At 69.4% G+C, this 21,303-nt stretch carries 26 protein-coding genes and 2 pseudogenes; 10 read left to right on the top strand and 18 right to left on the bottom strand.

Translation table 11 applies throughout. The features are described 5' to 3' along the window. Nucleotides 1–144: pseudogene (locus MVA01S_RS32100) on the bottom strand (class I SAM-dependent methyltransferase); the annotation flags it as partial. 25 nt (nt 145–169) lie between these two features. Here MVA01S_RS32100 and MVA01S_RS19840 point away from each other — a divergent pair. Next, the gene (locus MVA01S_RS19840) at nt 170–892 is read left to right on the top strand and encodes a YqjF family protein (RefSeq protein ID WP_237024349.1); all 723 of its coding nucleotides are present in this window, start codon (nt 170–172) and stop codon (nt 890–892) included. A 6-nt stretch (nt 893–898) separates the two neighbouring features. On the opposite strand, the gene MVA01S_RS19835 is transcribed toward MVA01S_RS19840, so the two are convergent. Both MVA01S_RS19835 and ybaK read right to left on the bottom strand, forming a co-directional pair. Next, nucleotides 899–1,744, bottom strand: a complete 846-nt coding sequence (locus MVA01S_RS19835) for an SDR family oxidoreductase (RefSeq protein ID WP_003929136.1) — start codon at nt 1,742–1,744, stop codon at nt 899–901. Between the two features lie 9 nt (nt 1,745–1,753). Then, on the bottom strand, nt 1,754–2,245 hold the full coding sequence (gene ybaK, locus MVA01S_RS19830; protein WP_040540429.1) for a Cys-tRNA(Pro) deacylase: 492 nt from the start codon (nt 2,243–2,245) through the stop codon (nt 1,754–1,756). 231 nt (nt 2,246–2,476) lie between these two features. On the opposite strand from ybaK, the gene MVA01S_RS19825 reads away from it, so the two are divergent. Both MVA01S_RS19825 and rsrA read left to right on the top strand, forming a co-directional pair. Continuing rightward, nucleotides 2,477–3,139: a sigma-70 family RNA polymerase sigma factor gene (locus MVA01S_RS19825; RefSeq protein ID WP_003929138.1), complete on the top strand. Its 663-nt coding sequence runs from the start codon at nt 2,477–2,479 to the stop codon at nt 3,137–3,139. Next, complete coding sequence (gene rsrA, locus MVA01S_RS19820) at nt 3,136–3,468, top strand: mycothiol system anti-sigma-R factor (protein ID WP_003929139.1); 333 nt, start codon at nt 3,136–3,138, stop codon at nt 3,466–3,468. Before MVA01S_RS19825 ends, rsrA begins: the two co-directional genes overlap by 4 nt. A gap of 77 nt (nt 3,469–3,545) precedes the next feature. Here rsrA and MVA01S_RS32440 read toward each other — a convergent pair whose 3' ends face one another. Continuing rightward, the gene (locus tag MVA01S_RS32440) at nt 3,546–3,641 is read right to left on the bottom strand and encodes a 50S ribosomal protein bL37 (RefSeq protein ID WP_006245863.1); all 96 of its coding nucleotides are present in this window, start codon (nt 3,639–3,641) and stop codon (nt 3,546–3,548) included. Between the two features lie 172 nt (nt 3,642–3,813). On the opposite strand from MVA01S_RS32440, the gene MVA01S_RS19815 reads away from it, so the two are divergent. Both MVA01S_RS19815 and MVA01S_RS19810 read left to right on the top strand, forming a co-directional pair. Next, on the top strand, nt 3,814–4,029 hold the full coding sequence (locus MVA01S_RS19815; RefSeq protein WP_003929140.1) for a biotin/lipoyl-binding carrier protein: 216 nt from the start codon (nt 3,814–3,816) through the stop codon (nt 4,027–4,029). Between the two features lie 44 nt (nt 4,030–4,073). After that, nucleotides 4,074–5,564, top strand: a complete 1,491-nt coding sequence (locus MVA01S_RS19810; RefSeq protein ID WP_003929141.1) for a two-component system sensor histidine kinase PdtaS — start codon at nt 4,074–4,076, stop codon at nt 5,562–5,564. 108 nt (nt 5,565–5,672) lie between these two features. Here the strand turns inward: MVA01S_RS19810 and whiB1 are convergent, their stop codons facing one another. The 6 genes from whiB1 to pcaH form a co-directional block, all read right to left on the bottom strand. Further along, nucleotides 5,673–5,927 carry a transcriptional regulator WhiB1 gene (gene whiB1, locus MVA01S_RS19805; RefSeq protein ID WP_003929142.1) on the bottom strand — a complete coding sequence of 85 codons (255 nt, stop codon included), beginning with the start codon at nt 5,925–5,927 and terminating at the stop codon, nt 5,673–5,675. A gap of 280 nt (nt 5,928–6,207) precedes the next feature. Beyond that, the gene (locus MVA01S_RS19800) at nt 6,208–7,164 is read right to left on the bottom strand and encodes a diacylglycerol/lipid kinase family protein (RefSeq protein ID WP_003929143.1); all 957 of its coding nucleotides are present in this window, start codon (nt 7,162–7,164) and stop codon (nt 6,208–6,210) included. A 40-nt stretch (nt 7,165–7,204) separates the two neighbouring features. Then, a complete protein-coding gene (gene pcaC / locus MVA01S_RS19795; protein ID WP_003929144.1) occupies nt 7,205–7,570 on the bottom strand; it encodes a 4-carboxymuconolactone decarboxylase in 366 nt (121 codons plus the stop codon). Next, nucleotides 7,567–8,769 (bottom strand): lyase family protein, encoded by a 1,203-nt coding sequence (locus MVA01S_RS19790; protein WP_003929145.1) that lies wholly within the window; start codon nt 8,767–8,769, stop codon nt 7,567–7,569. The genes pcaC and MVA01S_RS19790 overlap by 4 nt, the downstream gene beginning before the upstream one ends. After that, nucleotides 8,766–9,326, bottom strand: a complete 561-nt coding sequence (pcaG, locus tag MVA01S_RS19785) for a protocatechuate 3,4-dioxygenase subunit alpha (RefSeq protein WP_003929146.1) — start codon at nt 9,324–9,326, stop codon at nt 8,766–8,768. The genes MVA01S_RS19790 and pcaG overlap by 4 nt, the downstream gene beginning before the upstream one ends. Nucleotides 9,327–9,357: 31 nt before the next feature. Continuing rightward, nucleotides 9,358–10,158: a protocatechuate 3,4-dioxygenase subunit beta gene (gene pcaH / locus MVA01S_RS19780; protein WP_003929147.1), complete on the bottom strand. Its 801-nt coding sequence runs from the start codon at nt 10,156–10,158 to the stop codon at nt 9,358–9,360. A 71-nt stretch (nt 10,159–10,229) separates the two neighbouring features. On the opposite strand from pcaH, the gene MVA01S_RS19775 reads away from it, so the two are divergent. Beyond that, nucleotides 10,230–10,979: an IclR family transcriptional regulator gene (locus MVA01S_RS19775; protein ID WP_040540427.1), complete on the top strand. Its 750-nt coding sequence runs from the start codon at nt 10,230–10,232 to the stop codon at nt 10,977–10,979. A gap of 13 nt (nt 10,980–10,992) precedes the next feature. Here MVA01S_RS19775 and MVA01S_RS19770 read toward each other — a convergent pair whose 3' ends face one another. From MVA01S_RS19770 to MVA01S_RS19760, 3 genes are all read right to left on the bottom strand, one after another. Next, nucleotides 10,993–12,330: an MFS transporter gene (locus MVA01S_RS19770; protein WP_003929149.1), complete on the bottom strand. Its 1,338-nt coding sequence runs from the start codon at nt 12,328–12,330 to the stop codon at nt 10,993–10,995. A gap of 41 nt (nt 12,331–12,371) precedes the next feature. Further along, entirely contained in the window at nt 12,372–13,250 is an 879-nt protein-coding gene (locus MVA01S_RS19765) for a shikimate dehydrogenase (protein WP_003929150.1), read from the bottom strand. Between the two features lie 146 nt (nt 13,251–13,396). After that, nucleotides 13,397–14,044: a TetR/AcrR family transcriptional regulator gene (locus MVA01S_RS19760; RefSeq protein WP_003929151.1), complete on the bottom strand. Its 648-nt coding sequence runs from the start codon at nt 14,042–14,044 to the stop codon at nt 13,397–13,399. Between the two features lie 78 nt (nt 14,045–14,122). Here MVA01S_RS19760 and MVA01S_RS19755 point away from each other — a divergent pair, with 78 nt between their 5' ends. From MVA01S_RS19755 to MVA01S_RS19745, 3 genes are read left to right on the top strand one after another with little or no spacing between them, the layout of a single operon-like run. Then, nucleotides 14,123–15,916, top strand: a complete 1,794-nt coding sequence (locus MVA01S_RS19755; protein ID WP_003929152.1) for a bifunctional sugar phosphate isomerase/epimerase/4-hydroxyphenylpyruvate dioxygenase family protein — start codon at nt 14,123–14,125, stop codon at nt 15,914–15,916. 52 nt (nt 15,917–15,968) lie between these two features. Next, nucleotides 15,969–16,412, top strand: coding sequence for a type II 3-dehydroquinate dehydratase (aroQ, locus tag MVA01S_RS19750; RefSeq protein ID WP_003929153.1), 444 nt, complete (start codon nt 15,969–15,971; stop codon nt 16,410–16,412). Beyond that, complete coding sequence (locus MVA01S_RS19745) at nt 16,409–16,834, top strand: hypothetical protein (RefSeq protein ID WP_003929154.1); 426 nt, start codon at nt 16,409–16,411, stop codon at nt 16,832–16,834. Before aroQ ends, MVA01S_RS19745 begins: the two co-directional genes overlap by 4 nt. Here MVA01S_RS19745 and MVA01S_RS19740 read toward each other — a convergent pair. Genes MVA01S_RS19740 through MVA01S_RS19730 form a run of 3 tightly spaced genes read right to left on the bottom strand, consistent with a single transcriptional unit; the run spans nt 16,771 to nt 18,970 of the window. Next, nucleotides 16,771–17,268, bottom strand: coding sequence for a GNAT family N-acetyltransferase (locus MVA01S_RS19740; protein ID WP_003929155.1), 498 nt, complete (start codon nt 17,266–17,268; stop codon nt 16,771–16,773). The two genes, MVA01S_RS19745 and MVA01S_RS19740, sit on opposite strands and share 64 nt — an antisense overlap. Beyond that, a complete protein-coding gene (locus MVA01S_RS19735; RefSeq protein ID WP_003929156.1) occupies nt 17,265–18,362 on the bottom strand; it encodes an isochorismate synthase in 1,098 nt (365 codons plus the stop codon). The genes MVA01S_RS19740 and MVA01S_RS19735 overlap by 4 nt, the downstream gene beginning before the upstream one ends. Then, nucleotides 18,359–18,970 carry an acid phosphatase gene (locus MVA01S_RS19730; protein WP_003929157.1) on the bottom strand — a complete coding sequence of 204 codons (612 nt, stop codon included), beginning with the start codon at nt 18,968–18,970 and terminating at the stop codon, nt 18,359–18,361. Before MVA01S_RS19730 ends, MVA01S_RS19735 begins: the two co-directional genes overlap by 4 nt. Before the next feature lie 94 nt (nt 18,971–19,064). Here MVA01S_RS19730 and MVA01S_RS19725 point away from each other — a divergent pair, with 94 nt between their 5' ends. Beyond that, nucleotides 19,065–19,868, top strand: a complete 804-nt coding sequence (locus tag MVA01S_RS19725; protein ID WP_174538970.1) for a ParA family protein — start codon at nt 19,065–19,067, stop codon at nt 19,866–19,868. 28 nt (nt 19,869–19,896) lie between these two features. Here MVA01S_RS19725 and MVA01S_RS19720 read toward each other — a convergent pair whose 3' ends face one another. Continuing rightward, nucleotides 19,897–21,108, bottom strand: a complete 1,212-nt coding sequence (locus MVA01S_RS19720; protein WP_003929159.1) for an Rv3212 family protein — start codon at nt 21,106–21,108, stop codon at nt 19,897–19,899. 10 nt (nt 21,109–21,118) lie between these two features. Continuing rightward, a pseudogene (locus MVA01S_RS19715) lies at nt 21,119–21,303 on the bottom strand (DEAD/DEAH box helicase); the annotation flags it as partial.

The following is a 21,303-nucleotide window of genomic DNA, read 5'->3' as shown; positions in this document are numbered from 1 at the left end:
GGTGCCGCAGGCCAGGTCGACCACCGCGGCGCCGGGCAGCGGCAGGCGCCGCTCCAGCGCGTCGACCACCTGCCCGGCGATCGGGGCGATGCGTTCCCCCACGGCGTCGTAGCGTCCGGATGACCAGATTGTCGACGAGGACATCGCTCGAGCGTGCCACGATGACAGGGTGGGCGTCCTGCCACTGCCACTACCACCTCCGGTGCGGAGGCCGGTGCTGCTCGCCCAGGCGTGGGCCGACGTCACGTTCCTGCACTGGCCCGTCGACCCGGCTGCCGTCGCCCACCTCTTCCCGCCGGGCACCCGCCCCGACGTGCTCGACGGCCGCACCTACGTGGGTCTGCTCCCGTTCCAGGTGCGGCACACCGAACTCGTTGCAGCACTGCGACTTCCGTACCTCGGGTCGTTCGCCGAGACCAACGTGCGGCTCTACTCGGTCGACGGAGCAGGTCGCCACGGCGTGCTGTTCCTGTCGCTGGAGACGGAGCGGATCGTGGTCGTGCCGGTGACCCGCGGCGGGCTCGGGGTGCCCTACAGCTGGGCGAAGATGAGCGTGACCCGGTCCGGCGGCACGATCCGCTACCGCAGCGTCCGCCGGTGGCCCGGCCCCGACCTGCGCAGCGACGTGACCGTCGAGGCCGGCGCGCAGGTGGAGCCGACGCCGCTGGAGGTCTGGCTCACCGCGCGGTGGGGCGCGCACACCCGCAAGGCCCGCCGCACCTGGTGGGTGCCGATCGCCCATCCGATGTGGCGGTTGCGCACGGCGGAAATCACCGACCAGCGCGACGAACTCGTCGCCGGGGCGGGCGTCGAGTGCGCCGGGCCGCCGCTGCGTGCGCTGTACTCGCCCGGGGTGCCCGTCCGGTTCGGCAGGCCCAGCCTCCTCCGGTAGCCCCGATCAGGGCCCGGTGTAGCCCGGGGGATTGGCCGACTCCACCCAGAAGTCCACCCCGAGGTCGGAGCCCGGCACGCAGTCGTACACCGACAGGTCGGTGACGCCGGATTCCAGCAGGACGTCCTCGCACAGCAGCGTGTTGCCGGTGTAGCTGGACGGTTTGGTCAGGATCGCGTACGCGGCGTCGGAGTAGATCTCCGGCGTGCGGGAACGCGCCATCGACTCTTCGCCGCCCAACAGGTTCTGCACGGCGGCGGTGGCGATCATGGTGCGCGGCCACAGCGTGTTGGAGGCGATCCCCGCATCACGCATTTCCTCGGCAATTCCCAACGCGCACAGCGTCATTCCGAACTTCGCCATCATGTACGGGGTCGGGCGCAGCCATTTGGACTCCAGCAGGATCGGCGGCGACAACGTCAGGATGTGCGGGTTCTCGCGGCCCTTCATGTGCGGGATGCAGGCCTGCGACACCGCATACGTGCCGCGCACCTGGATGCCGTTCATCAGATCGAAGCGCTTGAGCGGAACCTCTTCGATGGAGCCGAGATTGATCGCCGAGGCGTTGTTCACGCAGATGTCGATGCCGCCGAAGCGCTCGACCGCGGCGGCCACCGCGGCGGCCACCGAATCACCGTCGCGCACGTCGCCGACGATGGGCAGGGCCTGGCCGCCGGCCTCCTCGATCTCCTTGGCCGCGGTGTACACCGTGCCCGGCAGCTTGGGATGCGGTTCGGCGGTCTTGGCCACCAGCGCAATGTTGGCGCCGTCGGCCGCGGCGCGTTTGGCGATCGCGAGCCCGATACCGCGGCTGGCCCCCGAGATGAACATGGTTTTTCCCGCAAGCGACATGAGCCCACCCTAAGGGGCGCAGATGTCGGCGGTCACCGCATCGGTCAACCGCACCAGGTCCTGCGGGGCCAGTGCGATGTCCCAGCCGCGCTTGCCCGCGCTGCACAACACCCGGTCCCAGCGCAGGGCCGACGCGTCCACCACGGTGGGCAGCGCTCGGCGCTGGCCGAGCGGGGAGATGCCGCCCACCACATAGCCCGACGAACGCTGGGCGTCGGCCGGATCGGCCATCGTCGCCTTCGCCGCGCCGAGCGCCGCTGCGGCGGCCTTCAGCGACAGTTTGGCCGGCACCGGCAGCACCGCGACGCCGAGGCCGGTGGGCAGTGCCACCACGAGAGTCTTGAGGATCTGGGCGGGTTCGAGTCCGTTGGCGCGCGCCAGTTCGTGGACGGCTTCCTCGCCGTAGGACCCGCTGCGGGGGTCGTGCCGGTACTGGAGCACCTCGTGCGGGACGCCGGCGGCCACCAGCGCCGCGATCGCCGGTGTCGCTGCACGTGCCACCGGCACAGCCTAGGACGGGGCGGGGAACAACCGCCCCGGTGGCCGCTGTTGTTCACATCAGCTCAGATCGACCCCGGTAGGGCCGGTCGGCGTGTGTAGTCGGTGTCAGCCTTTAGGATCGGCAGAAGGGGATTGATGGTGCCAGTGTTGGCCATGGAGGCCCCGCCCGGTCCAGTCCACGTACTGGACGTGATCGGTGGCGCCGCTACAGAAGGGACGGTGTTCCCCAGGATGACAGACATAGGCGGGTCGACTGCGAAGGCGACCCTGGAAGCAGACACCCCGGCGCGGGAGGAGTCCGACGCCGAGCTGACTGCCCGGTTCGAGCGCGACGCGATCCCGTTGCTGGACCAGCTCTACGGCGGCGCGTTGCGGATGACGCGCAATCCCGCCGACGCCGAGGACCTGCTGCAGGAGACGATGGTCAAGGCCTACTCCGGGTTCCGCTCGTTCCGTGAGGGCACCAACCTCAAGGCGTGGCTGTACCGGATCCTGACCAACACCTACATCAACAGCTACCGCAAGAAGCAGCGCCAGCCGGCGGAGTACCCGACCGAGGAGATCACCGACTGGCAGCTGGCCGCCAACGCGGAGCACTCGTCGACGGGCCTGCGGTCGGCGGAGGTGGAAGCGCTGGAGGCGCTGCCCGACAACGAGATCAAGGAAGCCCTGCAGGCGCTTCCGGAAGAGTTCCGGATGGCGGTGTACTACGCCGACGTCGAAGGCTTCCCGTACAAGGAGATCGCCCAAATCATGGACACGCCGATCGGAACGGTGATGTCGCGGCTGCACCGCGGCAGACGCCAACTGCGCGAACTGCTGGCCGACGTGGCCCGCGACCGCGGCTTCCTCCGGGGTGAGAAGCTCGACGCGCCGGAGGAGGTGACGTCATGAGTGACACCGAGAAGTCCGTGGGTTCGGACAGCCCGGGCAGCGACGAGCGCTGGACTCCGCCTGTCGGCCCGGTCGACCCGGAACATCCCGAGTGCGCGGCGGTGATCGCCGAGGTGTGGACCCTGCTGGACGGGGAGTGCACGGTCGAGACCCGCGACAAGCTCCGTCAGCACCTCGAAGATTGCCCGGCATGCCTTCGGCACTACGGCATCGAAGAGCGGGTCAAGCGCCTGATCGCGGCCAAGTGCAGCGGCGAGCGCGCCCCCGAGGGGCTGCGGGAACGGCTGCGCATCCAGATCAGCCAGACCACGATCGTCCGCCGCAGCTAGCACCCGCTCTGACCGCAGACACAAAGCCGCCCGGCCTCCCACAGGAGTGCCGGGCGGTGTGCTCTTCAGAGCGAAGGTCAGCGACCGACTGACTTCGAGCCAGCGTTGGGCCGCTTGCCGTGGTTGGCCTTCGAGTGCTTGCGGTCGCGCTTCTTACGGCCACGCTTGGCCATGGTGTACCTCCAGGTCGTTGAGTGGAACCGACCCGTTCGACGGGTCGCGGTGGCTCTATTGTCGCATGCGCCGGCGACACCGCCGTCCCCGCGGGGCGCTGACCGGCGACATCCTCAAGGCGGTGTGGTTCGATAGACCGGTCCGGCACCAGTGGAAGTGAGTGGGGTGAAGATGGCCGAGGACGTTCGCGCGGAAATCGTGGCCAGTGTGCTCGAGGTCGTGGTTCACGAAGGCGATCAGATCGGCGAAGGCGACACCCTGGTGCTGCTGGAGTCGATGAAGATGGAGATCCCGGTGCTCGCCGAGGTCGCCGGCACGGTCAGCAAGGTCAGTGTGGCCGTCGGCGATGTGATCCAGGCCGGCGACCTGATCGCGGTCATCAGCTGAGCGCCTGCCCGCTCCGAGTGTCCCGCCCATCTCCGTCGTAGGCCATGTCCACCCTCGGTGACCTGCTCGCCGAGCACACGGTGCTGCCCGGCACCGCCGTGGACCATCTGCATGCCGTAGTGGGCGAGTGGCAGCTGCTGGCCGACCTGTCGTTCGCCGACTACCTGATGTGGGTGCGCCGCGACGACGACATGCTGGTGTGCGTCGCCCAGGTCCGTCCGAACACCGCGCCGACGGTGCTGCTGGCCGACGCGGTCGGCACCCTCGCCGAAGCCGAGGACATCCCGATCGTGGCCGCGGCGTTCCGGTCCGGCGACATCGGGCGCGTCACCATCGACGGCCAGTACGGCGCACCCGGGCTCAACGTCGAGGCCGTGCCCGTGCGCCACGGCAGCGACGTGGTCGCGGTGCTCACCCACCAGACGTCGCTGGCGCCGCGGCAGGTCAGCCCGCTGGAGGCGGCCTACGTCGACTGCGCGGGCGACCTGCTGCAGATGCTGTCGGAGGGCACCTTCCCCAACGTCGGGGACCTGGCGATGTCCCGCTCCAGCCCGCGCGCCGGGGACGGGTTCATCCGCCTCGACGAGTCCGGGGTGGTCACCTTCGCCAGCCCGAACGCGATCTCGGCCTACCACCGGATGGGGCTGAACGCCGAACTGGAGGGCCACGATCTGGTCGGGGTGACCCGGCCGCTGATCTCCGATCCGTTCGAGGCTCAGGAACTGGCCAACCACGTCCGTGATTCGCTCGCTGGCGGTTCGAGTATGCGGATGGAGGTGGACGCCGGGGGAGCCACCGTTCTGCTGCGCACGCTGCCGCTGGGGGCGCACGGAGTGGCGATGGGCGCCGCGGTGCTCATCCGCGACGTCACCGAGGTCAAGCGTCGGGACCGGGCGCTGCTGTCGAAGGACGCGACGATCCGCGAGATCCACCACCGGGTGAAGAACAACCTGCAGACGGTCGCGGCGCTGCTGCGGCTGCAGGCACGCCGGACCAACAACCCTGAGGGGCGCGAGGCGCTGATGGAATCGGTGCGCCGGGTCTCGTCGATCGCGCTGGTGCACGACGCGCTGTCGATGTCGGTCGACGAAGAGGTCAACCTCGACGAGGTGATCGACCGCATCCTGCCGATCATGAACGACGTGGCCGCGGTCGACTCACCGATCCGGATCAACCGAATCGGGGACCTCGGCGTGCTCGACGCCGACCGCGCCACCGCGCTGATCATGGTCATCACCGAACTCGTGCAGAACGCGATCGAGCACGCCTTCGACACCACCGCACCGCAGGGTTGCGTGACGATCCGCGCGCAGCGCTCCGCGCGCTGGCTCGACGTGGTGGTCCACGACGACGGCCGCGGTCTGCCCGACGGGTTCAGCCTGGAGAAGTCCGACCGGCTCGGTCTGCAGATCGTGCGGACGCTGGTGTCGGCCGAGTTGGACGGCTCACTCGGTATGCACAACGGGACGGGCGGCGGCACGGATGTCATTCTGCGAGTGCCGATCGGCAGACGCGTCCGAGTCAGTCAATACTGACGCGCCGTGCCATTTTGCGGGATTTGCCGTAATTCAAATGAATTGTTTTCACATAGTTACGGCCCCGACATTCGTCGGGGCCGTATCGCTGGGTTCGCCGGGAAAGGCTCAGACCCCGGTGCGGGCTTTCGTCCTGGCGTTGCGACGCTTGAGCGCGCGGCGCTCGTCCTCGCTCATGCCGCCCCACACGCCGGCGTCCTGTCCGGACTCCAAAGCCCAGCTCAGGCACTCCGCGGTGACCGGGCAGCGGTTGCACACGAGCTTCGCGTCAGCAATCTGGGCGAGCGCCGGGCCGCTGTTTCCTACGGGGAAGAACAGCTCCGGATCCTCGTCCCGACAGACCGCCTTGTGGCGCCAATCCATAAGATCAAACTCCTCGTCAATGTGTACTTGTGCGCAGCGCGGCGCACTAGCTTTTTTACTTCGGCTGTTAACGCAAGCGCACCAAATGTTTCTGCGCTGTTGCATCCGATGCTTTCACAGGCTGAACAGATGTCAATAGAACTCGGTTAACTCGTGGGCTATCTCACTACAAAGGTCCGTTTACGACTCGCTAACTCCGTTGTACTACGCTATACCCATCTGCGCTCTAAATCATCGGGGCGAGCTACATCACGCGGGCTATCTGCCCAGTTCAGAGCGGTTATCGCCCCATTTTCGGGGACGGCGCCACCACCTGCAGCGCGTCGGGCACCGCGGTGAAGCGCATCGTTTCCCGCTCCCCGACGTAATCTCCGTCGATCTGGCAGGCGACCGGTGTCTCGCTGGTCACCTGCAGCCACGCGAGGTCGTCGTCGCGGACCAGATGCCGGGCCGCCAGCGTCGGGTTGCGCGACAGCATCTGGCGCACCAGGCCCAGATTCGCCCAGATGTTCATGCTGGTGATGGCGAACACACCCAGCCCCGTCTCGAAGGTGGTATCCGGGTTGGTCCACACCGGGCGGGCGTTGGCATAGGTCCAGGGACTGGAATTGGACACGAACGCGAAATGGACGTCGGGGACGGGTTCCCGGTCGGGCAGATGCAGCGTCAACGTCGGCTCGCGGCGGGCGCTGGCCAGCATCTCCCGGATCGCCACCCGGATATAGCGCGACGCGGTGACCTTGCGGCCCTTGGCCCGCTGAGCCTCCACGGCGGCGACGACGTCGCCGTCGACGCCCATGCCCGCGGTGAACACCGCCCAGCGTTCCTGGCAGTCCATCAGGCCGATGCGGCGCCAGGACCGGCCGCGCCGGTAGTCGCCGAGTAGGTCGACGAGCTGGTTGGTCGCCTCGGTCGGGTCGGGGCTGATGCCCAGCGCCCGGGCGAACACGTTGGCCGAACCGCCGGGCACCACGCCCACCGCCGGCCCGTCGGCACCGGGTCCGACCTGCCCGAGAATGCCGTTGACCACCTCGTTCACCGTGCCGTCGCCGCCGTGCACGATCAGCACGTCGACCCCGTCACGCGCGGCCTGCTGCGCGATCTCTATGGCGTGGCCACGGTGATCGGTGTGGGCGACGGTCAACCGGACCCGGCTCTCCAGCGCGTGGGCCAGCAGGTCACGGCCGGCCGGTGTCGTCGACGTGGCATTGGGGTTCACGATCAGCACGGCACGCACGGGGGGTCAGCCTAACGGGGCGACGTGTCTGCGATGCGCGTTACTCGTCGGCGAGTACGCCCGCCGCGATGCGGAACGCCGTGTTGGCGTCCGGAACGCCGCAGTACACGGCGGTCTGCAGCAGCACTTCCTTGATCTCGTCGACCGTCAGGCCGTTGCGGCGCGCGGCGCGCACATGCATCGCGAGCTCCTCGTGGTGGCCGCGGGCAACCAGTGCGGTCAGGGTGATCATCGAGCGCGACCTGCGGTCCAAGCCGGGCCGGGTCCAGATCTCGCCCCACGCATAGCGCGTGATGAAGTCCTGGAACTCGGCGGTGAAGTCGGTGGTCGCCGCGATCGCGCGGTCGACGTGGGCGTCGCCGAGAACCGCTCTGCGCACGGCCATTCCGTCGTCGTGGGTGCTCATGAGTTCTCCTTGAGGAAATTCGCGGCGCGGTCGAGGGTGGCCTCGACCAGCGGTGCCGTGGCACCGAGGTAGGCGCCGCCGGGGGCGTGGCCCGCTGTCGCGGCCATGGTCTGCTGTTCTGCTGTGATGCCCTGGGCGGCAATCAGATTGGCTTCCGCGCGGGCGGCGTCGAATCGAAGGTCGGTGAGCAGGTCGGTCGCGTGGCGCGCCGCGACGACGGCGTGCCGGGCCAGCGTGCGTAGCGGCGCCCACTCGGCGTGCCAGCCGCCGTCGGCGCGTTCGTCGACAGAGGCGGCCGATGCCGCGTGCAGGGTGGCCGCCAGCGGGGGAGCGGTGAGCGCGGTGCGCCGCAGCAGCACGGTCAGCACCGGATTGTTCTTGTGCGGCATGGTCGACGAACCGCCGCCGGAGCCTTCGGCGAACTCGCCGATCTCGCGGCGGCCGCCGACGGCGATGTCATTGGCGATGTGGCCCCAGCAGTCGCACGCCGTTACCAGGGCGTCGCCGGCACGGGTCAGTCGTGAGCGGGAGGTGTGCCACGGAAGTGCCGTTGCCAGAGCCAGTTTCGCCGCCAGTGCGTCCGCAAGTGCCAGCGCCCTGTCGGCGGACCCGGTGAGCTCGGTCGCCGCGGCCATGGTGCCCGCGGCGCCGCCGGCCTGGACCGCGGGCGCGGGCACGCATGCGAGTGTGTCGGCGGAGTCGAGGATCGCACCGAGCCATCCGGCGAACTTCATCCCCGCGCTGCCCGGCAGCGCAGGCTGGGTGAGCGTGCGGGTGAGCATCGGCGCGGTCCGGTGGGTGCGCACCATCGTGGCGAGTACGCGCACCTGGGCGCTCAGCTGAGTGTGCACGTCTGTCAGCACGTCGCGCAGACAGAGCATCAGCGCGGTGTCCACCACGTCCTGACTGGTCAGGCCGCGGTGTAGCCAGCGCGCGGTGTCGTGCCCGGCGCGGGAGCGCAGCATCGCGACGAGACCGGTGACCGGGTTCCCGTCGCGTTCCGCGTCGGCCGCCACCGCGTCCCTGTCCGCGTCGCGCAGGAGTGGACCCAGCTCGGCGGCGGCCGAGTCCGGCGCGACGTGGTGCTCGACAAGCACTGCCAGCCAGGCGTTCTCGACGGCGATCAGCGCATCGAGGAATGCGCCGCCGCTCATCAGCGCGCCGGCGCGATGGTCTCCCGGCCAGAAGAGGTCGGTCACGGGCGGTGTCCCGGGTAGCGCAGGAACACCGTCTCGTCGGGGCCCTGGAGCGACACGTCGAAGCGCAGCCCGGTGCCGTCGCGCCCGGCGATCAGGGTGCGGCGGCGGTCGGCGGGCAGCGAGCACAGGAAAGGGTCTGTCTCCAGTGCCGGGCCGGGCACGTAGGCGCGGGTGAACAGGCGGTTGAGCAGCCCGCGGCCGAACACCGTGACGAGGATGAACGCAGCCCTGCCGCGCTCGGTGGGTCCGGGTTCGACCGTCGAGAAGCTGTAGTGCCCAGCGTCGTCGGTGGAGGTCCGCCCCCAGCCGGTGAACGTCCAGCCGTCGCGGTGCAGGGATCCGGCCGAGCGGGGCACGCGGCCTTCGTCGTCGGCCTGCCAGATCTCCAGCAGCGCGTCGCGCACCGGTTCGCCTGCTCCGTCGGTGACAGTGCCGTGGAAGCGGACCGCGCCGGGGGCCTGCGGCGGAATCAGTTCGGCGCCGAGGCGGTACGGCAGTGCATAGCCGTAGAACGGGCCGATGGTCTGGCCCGGGGTCGGGGCGAGAGGGGTACTCACGCTCATCATCGTCTCCTCTTCACGCAAGCGCTCATCGGTGGTGGTCGTCCACCTCGGTGTCGTCCAGCGGGGTGCGCGCCGGGCCGGTCAGGACGATGTCCCAGCGGTATCCGGTGCACCATTGGTGGGTGCTCACGTCGTGGTCGTAGGTCGCGACCAGTCGTTCGCGCGCCTTCTGGTCGGTGATGGACTGGTAGATCGGGTCGAACCGGAACAGCGGGTCTCCCGGAAAGTACATCTGGGTGATCATCCGCTGGGTGAAATCGGTTCCGAACAGCGAGAAGTGGATGTGCGCGGGCCGCCAGGCGTTGTGGTGGTTCTTCCACGGATAGGGGCCGGGCTTGATGGTGGTGAACGCATAGGTGCCGTCGTCGTCGGTCAGGCAGCGGCCCACCCCGGTGAAGTTGGGATCCAGCGGCGCACGGTGCTGATCGCGTTTGTGCACATAGCGTCCCGCCGCGTTGGCCTGCCAGATCTCGACCAGCTGTCGGCGCACCGGCCGGCCCTCGCCGTCGAGGATGCGTCCCGTGACGACGATCCGTTCGCCGAGCGGCTCACCGTTGTGCTGGACGGTCAGATCGGACTCGAATGTGTTCACGTCGGAGTGGCCGAAGGCCGGCGTCCACAGCTCGATGCCCTCGGGGTCGGCGTGCTGCAGGTTCTTCGTCGGGTGGCGCAGCAGGCTGCTGCGGTAGGGCGGGTAATCCAGCCGGGGTTGGGTCTCCTCGACACCGGACCGCAGATAGGCGGACTCGATCGCGGCCATCTCGGCGTTGATCTCCGTCTGGCTCGCCGTCGCGCTGTCCGGGTTGCTGTCGACGATTGCTGTCATGTACCGGACACTAAGCGGCACCGGCGTTGCGGCAGAAGACTACGCTTTCGCTCAGCGGAAGGATCTTCATGATGGCGGGAAACAGCTCGGCGCCCGGGGTCACCGTCACCCAACGGTTGCTGGCAGTGATTGGCGCCTTCGACGAACGGCATCGCGCACTCACGTTGACCGACCTTGCCCGGCGGGCCGGACTCGCCGTGCCCACCACGCACCGACTGGTCGGGGACCTGGTCTCCGGCGGCGCGCTGGAGCGTCGTGACGACGGCCGTTATGTGGTCGGTCGGCTGCTGTGGGAGGCGGGGCTGCTGGCTCCGGTGCAGGGGCGCTTGACGCAGGTGGCGGAGCCTTTTCTCAGCGACGTGTATGCAGCGACGCTGGCGACGGTGCACCTCGCGGTCCGGGACGGCGACCAGGTGCTGTACCTGCAGCGGTTGGCCGGCCGGGCGTCGGTGCCGATCGTCTCGACCGTCGGTAGTCGGTTGCCGCTGCACTGCACCGGGGTCGGCAAGATCCTGCTGGCGCACGCACCGGCCGATGTCCACGACCGAGTGATGAGACATTTGCCCAGAGTCACCCCGAAGACGATCACCTCGCCCCAGCTGCTGGCAGCGCAGTTGCAGCGCATCCGGCGGGAGGGACTCGCAGTGACCGCCGAGGAGATGTCGCTCGGGGCGTATTCGCTGGCGGTGCCGATCGTGCAGTCCTCGGACAATGCCGTGGCGGCCGCGATCGGGGTGGTGGTGCCCACCCTGAAACGCGACCGCCAACGGTTGATCGGTGCTCTGCAGGTTGCCGCCCGCGGCATCGGCCGGCTCCTGTGACGCCTGGGCGCGGTCAGTGATCGACGAGCGCGCGAGGTGACCGGGCGCCCGGGTGGCCGAGCATCTCGGTCGGGACGTCCTTGGTCTCCCGGGCCGTCAACGCGGCGCCGGCGGAGATCAGGCAGACGACCGCGGTGAAGACGCTGATGACGACCCAGCCGCCTTCCCGGACGCCGCCCAGCGCGGTGACGATCGACGGCGCGAAACCGGCCATCAGGAACCCGAGTTGGGTACCGATCGCCATGCCGGAGAAGCGGACCTGGGTGGAGAACATCTCGCCGTAGAACGACGGCCAGACGGCGTTGGCCGCGGCGTAGCCGAACGAGAATGTGGCAATGGCCAGCCCGAAGGTGAGCAGGTGGTTGCCCTGGCTCATCGACAGCATGTAGAAGGGCATCAGCACCGCCGACGACACGGCGCCGTAGACGAACACCGGCTTGCGCCCGATCCGATCGGCCAGCGCTCCGAACAGCGGCTGGGTGAACAGGGCGCCGATGTTGGCGACCACGACGAGCCACAGCGTCAGATCGGCTTCCAGCCCGACCTCCTTGCCGTAGGCCAGCGCCAGGTTCGCGAAAACGGTTGACACCGCAGCGATGAACGCGCAGAGGACGACGCGCAACACGTCGCGCCAGTGGTCCCGCAGCAGCGGCACGAGCGGCATCCGGGCCAGAGTGCCCGCGTTCTTGGCCTCGGTGAACTGCGGGGTCTCGTGCAGCTGGCGGCGGATGAAGTAGGCGACGATGACCACCACGGCCGACAGCCAGAACGGCACCCGCCAGCCCCAGCTGTACTTGGCCTCGTCGGGCAGGGCCATGAACGGAATCATCACCAACGACGCGAGGATCAGGCCGCCCTGCGTCCCGGTCAGCGTCCACGACGTGAAGAACGCTCGCCGGTTGTCGGGGGAGTGCTCCAGGGTCAGCGAGCTGGCTCCGGCCTGCTCACCGGCCGCCGAAAGCCCTTGCAGCAGACGGCAGAACACCAGGAGTGCGGGGGCGGCCCAACCGATGGTCTCGAAGCCGGGCAGACAGCCGATCATGAAGGTCGACACGCCCATCAGGACGAGGGTGAACATCAGCACCCGCTGCCGGCCGATCCGGTCGCCGAAGTGGCCGAGGATGACCGCGCCGACCGGGCGGGCGATGTAGGCGACGCCGAAGGTGGCGAACGACATCACCAACGAGGCTTCGTCGTCGGACGGGAAGAACACGTGCGGGAAGATCAACGCCGCCGCGGACCCGAACAGGAAGAAGTCGTAGTACTCGACAGCGCTGCCCATGAAGCTGGCCAGTGCCGCCCGTTTCGGTGTCTTCTCCGGGAGGACTCCCGGGTCGTGCGTGGTGGTCATCGGAGACTCCTTAGCCGAATTGTGGCGGATAAACGGGTGTTTCAGGGCTGTTCGGGTTGATCGGAGACCAGGGAGCGGAAATGCCTGGACATGCGTTCGGCATCCGGGGTGATCCCGGTGATGAGCGCGAACGCGTCGGTGGCCTGGTACACCGCCATGTGGCCGCCGTCGAGAGTGCGGCAGCCGAGCGCGCGGGCTGCGCGCAACAGCGCGGTGTTCAGCGGGCGGTAGACGATGTCGGCCACCCACATCCGCGGGCGCAGCAGGTCGGCGGAGAACGCCATCCCGGGGTGGGCGGCCATCCCGGTGGGGGTGGCGTGCACGACGCCGTCGCTGTCGGGAAGCAGCACCGGGAGCTTGTCGAACGCCGCGGCTTCGACGCGGGTCAGCGGGTGGCGGGCGGCCAGCTCGCGGGCCAGGTGACCGGCGCGCTCGACGTCGAGGTCGATGATCGTCAGGTGGCCGCAGCCCAGCCGTAGCAGGGCGTCGGCGACCGCGACGCCCGCGCCGCCGGCGCCGACGAGCACCACACTGTCCATCCGTGCGTCGGGTAGCCCCTCGGCGAAGCCGTGGGCGAACCCGGTGGTGTCGGTGTTGTAGCCCAGCGCCCTGCCGTCGGGGCCGAAGACCACGGTGTTGACGGCGCCGAGCTGCGCCGCCGTCGGGTCGATCTCGTCGAGATGTTCGAGCACCAACTGCTTGCAGGGGTGGGTGATGTTGAGCGCGTCGTAGCCCAGCGCCCGGGCCCACGAGAGGATTTCGCCGATCTGTGTGGGCGCGATGTGCAGCTCGTCGAGGTCGACGGTGCGGTAGAGGTAATCGAGGCCGTGGCAGCGCGCCTCGGCCATGTGCAGCGCCGGGGTCAAGGACGGGCCGACGCCGGTGCCGACGAGGCCGACGAGATAGGGACGCTGGGACATGCGCGCTTCTCCGTAATGTACTAACTGGTTCGTTCGTCGATGAAAGTACAGCACTGTGGCGGGGGTCGCGTCAACCGGGAAATGTGACCGGGCCCATATCCATGGTCCTCAGGCGTGCGACGGCGCTGGTCAGGCCGTCGGCAGGGTCATCTCATCGGGGAAGTGAGCCACCCGACGACGACGTCGCCGAGCATCCGGCGCAGATGGGCGCGCTGGGAGATGTCGGTGAAGTCGACACCGAACAGGAAGCCGAAGGTGTAGCGGTTGGCGACCTGGAACACGCAGTACGAACTGATCACCACGTGCACGTCCAGGGCGTCGACGTCGGTGCGGAACACGCCGGCCGCACGTCCGTCGCGCAGGATGTCGTCGAGAAGCGACGTCGCGGGCGTGGACAGCTCACGCAGGGAGGCGAGGCGGCTGATGAACTCCCCGCGGTGGATGTTCTCGATCGACACCAGCCTGATGAACGCGTCGTGGGCGATGTGGTGGTCGAACGTCACCTCGGCCAGCCGCCGGATGGCCTCCACGGGGTTGGCGTGGTCGACCGTGAGCTTCTGCTCGGCCTCGCGGATGCCGCGGTAGGCGTTCTCCAGTACTGCCAGGTAGAGCTGCTCTTTGCCGCCGAAGTAGTAGTAGATCATCCGTTTGGTGGTGCGGGTCCGCTCGGCGATCTCGTCGACGCGGGCGCCGGAATAGCCCGATTCCGCGAACACCTCGGTGGCCACGGCGAGCAACTCGGCGCGGGTGCGTTCGGCGTCCCGCAGGAGTTCGGCTTTCGGCTTGGCGGCCACGACCGCTGAGCTTACTGTTCGCCTGCCGGTGCCCGTCGCACCCTTCCAGATTAAGTAACCAATTGGTACATTGCTGTGATGAGGACCTCGATCGCGACCGTGTCACTGTCAGGATCACTGGTGGACAAACTGCACGCGTGCGCGGCCGCCGGCTTCGACGGCGTCGAGATCTTCGAACCCGACCTCATCGCCAGCGACCACTCCCCGGAGGAGATCCGCGCCCTGGCCCGCCGACTGGGCCTGACCCTCGACCTGTATCAGCCCCTGCGCGACCTCGAGGGCGTCGACGAGCACACCTTTGCCGACAACCTCCGGCGTGCCGCGGCCACCTTCGCCACCGCACAGCGCCTCGGCATCGACACCGTTCTGGTCTGCAGCAACGTCGCCACCGCGACCATCGACTCCGACGACGTGTCGGCCGACCAGCTGCGCCGCATCGGCGACGTGGCCCAGAGCTACGGCGTGCGCATCGCGTTCGAGGCGCTGGCGTGGGGCCGGTTCATCGACGACTACCGGCGCGCCTGGCGGGTCGTCGAGGTCGCCGACCACCCGGCCGTCGGGGTGTGTCTGGACAGCTTCCACGTGCTGTCCCGCGGACACGACCCGGCGGCGATCACCGACATCCCCGCCGAGAAGATCTTCTACCTGCAGCTCGCCGACGCTCCGGCGCTGTCGATGGACGTGCTGTCGTGGAGCCGCCACCATCGGCTGTTCCCCGGCGAGGGCGCGTTCGACCTCACCGGATTCGTCACCTGCGTGCTCGCCGCCGGCTACGACGGTCCGCTGTCGCTCGAAGTTTTCAACGACACGTTCCGGCAGACCGACCCGGGTCACACCGCCGTGCACGCGCTGCGTTCCCTGCTGTGGCTGCAGGACAAGGTCGCGGCGGCCAATCCCGAGGGCTGGCGGCCCGCGTTGACCACGCTGGTGGCCGCCAAACCGCCCACGGCCTTCGACTTCGTCGAGCTCAAGGCCGAGGACACCACCGAGGTCGAGGTGTTGCTCGGTCAGCTCGGGTTCGCGATGCGCGGCCGACACCGCACCAAACCCGTGTCGCTGTGGTCGGCCGGCGACGCCCGCATCGTGCTCAACGAGCAGCAGGCCCGAGACCGGGTCCCGCACGTCGCGGCGATCGGTCTGCAGGTGCCCGACGCGGGCGCCACCTCCAGCCGCGCCGCCGAGCTGATGGCCCCGCTGGCCTACCGCCGCACCTATGCCGCCGAGCAGCCTTTCGGGGCGGCCGTGGCGCCCGACGGCACCCAGTTCTTCTGGATCTCCGAGGTCCGCGGCGTCCCCGACTGGGTGGTCGAGTTCGAGGCCGGGATGCCCGACGTGGCCTCACCGGTGCGCGTGGTCGATCACGTCAACCTCACGCAGCCCTGGCAGACCGCCGAGGACGCCGTGCTGTTCCTCACCAGTGTGTTCGGGTTGACCGCGGATGCGCCGATCGAGGTGCCGGGCCCGACCGGGCTGGTGCGCAGCCAGGTGATGCGCACCGTCGACGGCGCGATCCGGCTGCCGCTCAACGTCGCACCGCACGTGATGGATTCGGCGGGCCTGGCCCAGCACGTGGCGTTCGCGTGCACCGACGTCGTCGCGCTGGCCCGCAGCGCGGCCGCCCGCGGGCTGCAGTTCCTGCCCGTCCCCGACAACTACTACGACTACCTGCACGGCCGGTTCGGCCTCGACGGCGACGAACTCGCGGAGCTGCGGGAACTCAACCTGCTCTACGACCGCGGACCCCGCGGGCACTTCGTGCACTTCTACACCCGCACGGTCGGATCGGTGTTCTTCGAGTTCGTGCAGCGGTTCGGCGACTACGACGGCTACGGCGTGGACAACGCCCCGGTTCGGTTGGCCGCTCAGCATTGAGTTTTCCTCACGCGAGCGTTCGCCGGCGGCTCGGCGTCGGTACCGTACAACGGTGACCGAACGCCGACTGCTTCTCGTCAACGGGCCCAACCTGAACCTCCTGGGCACCCGGCAGCCCGAGGTGTACGGGTCGACGACGCTGGCCGAGATCGAGGCGCTGACCGCCAAGGCGGCCGAGGAAGTGGGTCTCTCGCTGCGCGCGGTGCAGAGCAACCACGAGGGCGTGCTCGTCGACGAGATCCACGCCGCCCGCACCGACTGCGCCGGCATCGTGATCAATCCGGCGGCCTACAGCCACACCTCGGTGGCCATCGCGGATGCGCTGCGCTCGGTGGGGCTGCCGGTCGCCGAGGTGCATCTGAGCAACATCCATGCCCGCGAACCGTTCCGGCACCACTCGTACGTGTCGGCCGTCGCGGACATGGTCATCGCCGGAGCCGGTCCGCTGGGCTACGAGATGGCGGTGCGCTACCTGGCGGACAGGCTCGGCGCGTGACCCCGCGCACGGTGCGCGCCGCGGCCGTCATCGCCGCGCTGGAAGGCGTTCTCGGCATCGTGATGGCCGTCGTGCTCGTGGTCCGGGAGGCGTCCGGACACCACGAGGTCGCGATCAGCGGCTACGGCACCGCCGTCTGGTTCGCGATCATGGGCTCGGCGGTGACCGCGGCGGGGTGGGCGCTGTGGACCGGACGACGCTGGGGCCGGGGGATCGCGGTGTTCGCGAACCTGATCCTGCTCGGCGTCGCCTGGTACGTCTTCAGTTCGGGTCAACTGCGCTACGCGGTGCTGGTCGCCGTCGCGGCGGTCGCGGTGCTCGGCCTGATGTTCAGCCCGACCAGCCTGCACTGGCTGACTCAGTCGGATTCCGGGCCCAATTCGGAGGCCAGCTCTGACAGGCGGGGCCCCGAGACCCGGTAGGTGATCCAGTCGCTCTGCGGCGCACCGCCGACGCCGTCGTAGAGCGCGATGGCGTTGACGTTCCAGTCCAGCACCGCCCAGCTCAGCCGCGAGTAGCCGTGCGTGACGCATTCGCGGGCCAGCGTGGCGAGCAGCTTGCGGGCCAGACCGCGCCTGCGGAACTGCGGGCGCACGAACAGATCCTCCAGGTAGATGCCTGCCACACCGTCCCACGTCGAGAAGTTGCGGAACCACAGCGCCGCCGCGGCGGCCTTTCCGTCGACCTCCGCGATGTGCCCGAAGAGGACCGGATCCGGTCCGAAAAGGGCTTCCCGCAACTGATTTTCGGTGACCGTGCACTCCCGGGCGGAGTGTTCGAACTCGGCGAGTTCGTGGACCATCGCGGTCAGCTCGGTCTCGTCGCCGGCGCGGACGACCCGGATGGTCTCACTCATTGCGGTGCCCCCAGTGCAGCCAGGATGGTGCGGAATTTGGTTGTGGTCTCGTCGACTTCGTCGTCGGGGTCGGATTCGGCGACGATACCGCCGCCGGAATGGGCGACCGCGCTGCGCCGGTCGGCCGACAGGTGCGCGCATCTGATCGAGACCACCCAGCGTCCGTCGCCGCGCTGGTCGCACCAACCGACCGCCCCGGCATAGAAGCCCCGGTCGCCTTCGACGTCGTTGATGAAGGCCATCGCCCGATCCGTCGGCGAACCGCCGACGGCCGGCGTGGGATGCAGGGCGACTGCGAGATCCAATGCTGTCGTTGACTTTTCACGCAGCCGACCGGACATCGGGGTGAACAGGTGCCAGACCGCGGCGGTCTTGCTGAGCTGGGGCCGGTCGGCGATCTGCAGATCGGTGCACAGCGGCTGCAGCGCCGCCGCCAGCGCGTCGACCACCAGCTGGTGCTCGTGACGGTTCTTCGCCGAGTCGGCCAGCGCGGCGCCGTTGGCGGCGTCGGCGTCCGGGTCGGCCAGCCGCGGGGCCGATCCCGCGAACGGACGGCACAGCACCCGGTCGCCTTGCCGGGCCACCAGCAGTTCCGGGCTGGCCCCGACCAGCGCGGTGCCCGAGTAGCCCTCGCCGGCGGCCGACAGGTCGACCAGATACTTGGTGGCCTGCGCGTCGTTGGCGGCCAGCCGGTTGAGCACGGTCAGCGCGTCCAGGCGTCCCTCGGCGGTCAGCTGCAACGCGCGGGCCAGCACCACCTTCTGCAGCGGATCGGCGGGATCGCGCAGCCGGGACAGTGCCACCCCGATTCTGCGGCGGTGCTCGTCGGCGTCCGGCGTGGTGGCGGTGACCTGCGCCGACACCAGTTCGCGGGACGGCCAGACCGGCAGTGCGTCGGTGAAGCGCACCGACTGGGGGCGGATCAGCGCCGCGGGCTGGGTGAGGTCAAAAGGCAAGGCGCCCACGATGATCGGTGTGCTGTGGGAGGCCAGCGCGGCCCGCGCGTCCGGGATGCGGGGGAATGCGGTGTGCACGCCGTCGCCGATCACGGTGCCTTCGGGACCGGCGAGGACGAACGCGGGTTCGCGGGTCACGTCGACCCGGCCGGGTTGGGGTGGCCGGTCTGGGCCAGCGCGCAGAGCTGGCGCACGCCGTGCTCGAACCCGCACACCGCGATGGACGCCGCGGGCATCGCGAACCGGATGCCTTCATAGACCGGCTGCTCGACCCAGCGGGTGATCACCGCGCGGGAGAAGTGGCCGTGACCGACGAACACCACGTCGCGCGATTCGAGATGGTGCAGGGCCAGGGCGATCGCGTTGTCGGCGCGCGCACAGACCTCCGCCGAGGTCTCGCCGCCGGGGCATCCGTGCGTCCACACCAGCCAGTTCGGCACCGCCTTGCGAATGTCCGCGGTGGTGGTGCCCTCGTAGTCGCCGTAATCCCATTCGGCGATCAGCTCGTCGATCTCGGCGACGTCCAGGCCGGCGAGCTCGGCGGTGGCCCTGGCCCGCAACCGGGGGCTGGTCACCACGAACGGGTCGTCCAGTTGTAGCTGCTTGAGCGTGTCTGCGGCCGCCAGCGCCTGCGCCCGGCCATGCTCGGTGAGCTCGAGTTCGGTCCGGCTCGTATGCTTGCCCGATTTCGACCATTCGGTTTCGCCGTGGCGAAGCAGGATCAGCCGGTGCTGCAGGAGGCCCACAGCGTCCGATTCTGCCGTACGACGCCGGGACGCCGGAACGTGCGGGTTGAAGATGAACAGGGGAGGATCGACCAATGTCAGGATGGGCTGCAGAATGGGCGCTGTGACGCGGGTACTTGCGGTCGCCAATCAAAAGGGTGGGGTTGCCAAGACGACGACGGTGGCGTCGGTCGGCGCGGCGATGGTGGAGATGGGCAAGGAGGTGTTGCTCGTCGACCTCGACCCGCAGGGATCGCTGACCTTCTCGCTCGGCCATGACCCGGACAAACTGCCGGTCTCGGTGCACGAAGTGCTGCTCGGCGACGTCGAACCGGACGCCGCGCTGGTGCAGACCCCCGAGGGCATGACGTTGCTGCCTGCCAACATCGACCTCGCGGGCGCCGAGGCGATGCTGCTGATGCGGGCGGGGCGGGAACACGCGCTCAAGCGTGCACTCGACAAGATCACCGCCGAGTTCGACGTCGTGCTCATCGACTGCCCGCCATCGCTGGGCGTGCTGACCCTCAACGGGCTGACCGCGGCGGACGAGGTCGTGGTGCCCCTGCAGTGCGAGACTCTCGCACACCGCGGCGTGGGCCAGTTCCTGCGCACCGTCGCCGACGTGCAGGCGATCACCAACCCCGGGCTGACGATGCTCGGGGCGCTGCCCACCCTCTACGACGCGCGCACCACCCACAGCCGCGACGTGCTGTTCGACGTCGTCGACCGGTACAACCTGCCGGTGCTGGCCCCGCCGATCCCACGCACCGTCCGCTTCGCCGAGGCCAGCGCGTCGGGGTCCTCGGTGCTCAGCGGCCGCAAGAACAAGGGCTCCACGGCCTACCGTGAGTTCGCCGCGGCCCTGCTCAAGCACTGGAAGACCGGCAAGCAGCTGTCCACCTTCACCCCGGAGGTCTGACCGGCCCCGGTCGCCGACGACTGGTGCGTCAGGCCAGCGCGACCACGTGGTCGCCCCGCTGCTCCAGCAGGGTCGACCCGGCCACCGCAGGCACCACCGGCCCGTCGAGGTTCGGGCGCTGCAGCGGAACGTGCCTGTCGCCGGTGCCTGTCATCGGATCGAACACGTCGTAGCCGGAGCTGACCGGCACGAGCAACTGCCCGGCCATCATCGTCGCGGGCCCGACCGGTGCGTCCGGCCCGGCTGCGGCGATCGTGTACTTGTACCGAAGATCGTTGGCGGAGAACACCATCAGCGCGTTCCCGGTCCACCAGGTGATCACGTCGCCGGCCCGCGACGACGTCGCGCCGGGGACCGGTTCGCCGTCCACCACGGTGCTGTCGACCACCACGCCGGTGTCGTCGATGATGTCCACCCGCGGCTTGGGGGTGGGCACGTACAGCGCGGTGGCCGTGTCCGTCACCGCCACCACGCGGGCGCCGGTGCCGTCGGCGACACCCTTCTGCTGGACGTACTTGAGCTCCGGGGCGGCCTCGTCGTCGGACGGCCGCAGCAGGGTCAGCCGCAGATCGTCCTGGCCTTCGCAGGACTCCAGTACCGACACCGAACTGGAACCGGCCGCTGCGTCGACGAACCGGCACACCGGGGTGGCCGGGACGCCGGGGTTGATCGGGGCGTCCATCGCGCCGTAGCTGAGCATCCGCACCATGTCCGAACGCCACATCTCCAGCCGTGTCTGTCCGGCGGACAGCACCGTGGTGCCGTCACCGGACAGCGTCACGTGCCGGTCGGCGTAGCTGGTGCGCGCCGGGCCCCGTCTGCCGGTCTTGGCGTCGACGGTGCTGACCTGGCCGCAACCGCGGACGTCGGGGTACACCGCGACCGCGTAGTTGTAGACCCAGGTGACACCGCACAGCTCGCGATCGCGGGCATAGCTCCACAGCGAGGCCCCGGTGACCGGGTCGCGGCCGTCCATCGCGCGGTCGTCGCCGGTGACGACCGCGCCCCCGACGACCACCGGCGCGGTGGTCTTCGCGCTGGGTGCCGTCCACTGCTCTTCGAGCGAATCAGGTACGGCCGCAGCCGGTTTCAAGCTGGGAACGGGTTCCGCGGCGGGGCGGCTGACGGTGGCCCTGGCGTCGCTGGTCCACCAGACGACGACGGCCACCAGCACGATGACGGCAGCGATGGCCGCGGCCGCCACCAGGTCCGCCCGAGTGCGGCGTTCGGGTCTGACCAATGGAGTCGGGTCAGTTGGTGCCGGTGCCCGCGGCGGCAGCCTTGCCGGGTCGGAGGCGCCGACGACGACGGCCGGAACGCGCACCGCCCTCACCTGACTCGGCGCTCGCGTTCTCGGTCTCCGGCGCTGCCTGCTCGGCGGTGCCCTCCGGGTGGCCGCTCACCGGCTTGCCCGCGCGGGTCCGGCGCCGGGTGC

The organism is Mycolicibacterium vaccae NBRC 14118 = CIP 105934 (assembly GCF_001552715.1).
Taxonomy (GTDB): domain Bacteria; phylum Actinomycetota; class Actinomycetes; order Mycobacteriales; family Mycobacteriaceae; genus Mycobacterium; species Mycobacterium vaccae.
Note: the sequence above shows the minus strand (reverse complement) of the source record. Positions and strands in the feature narration are given on the sequence as shown.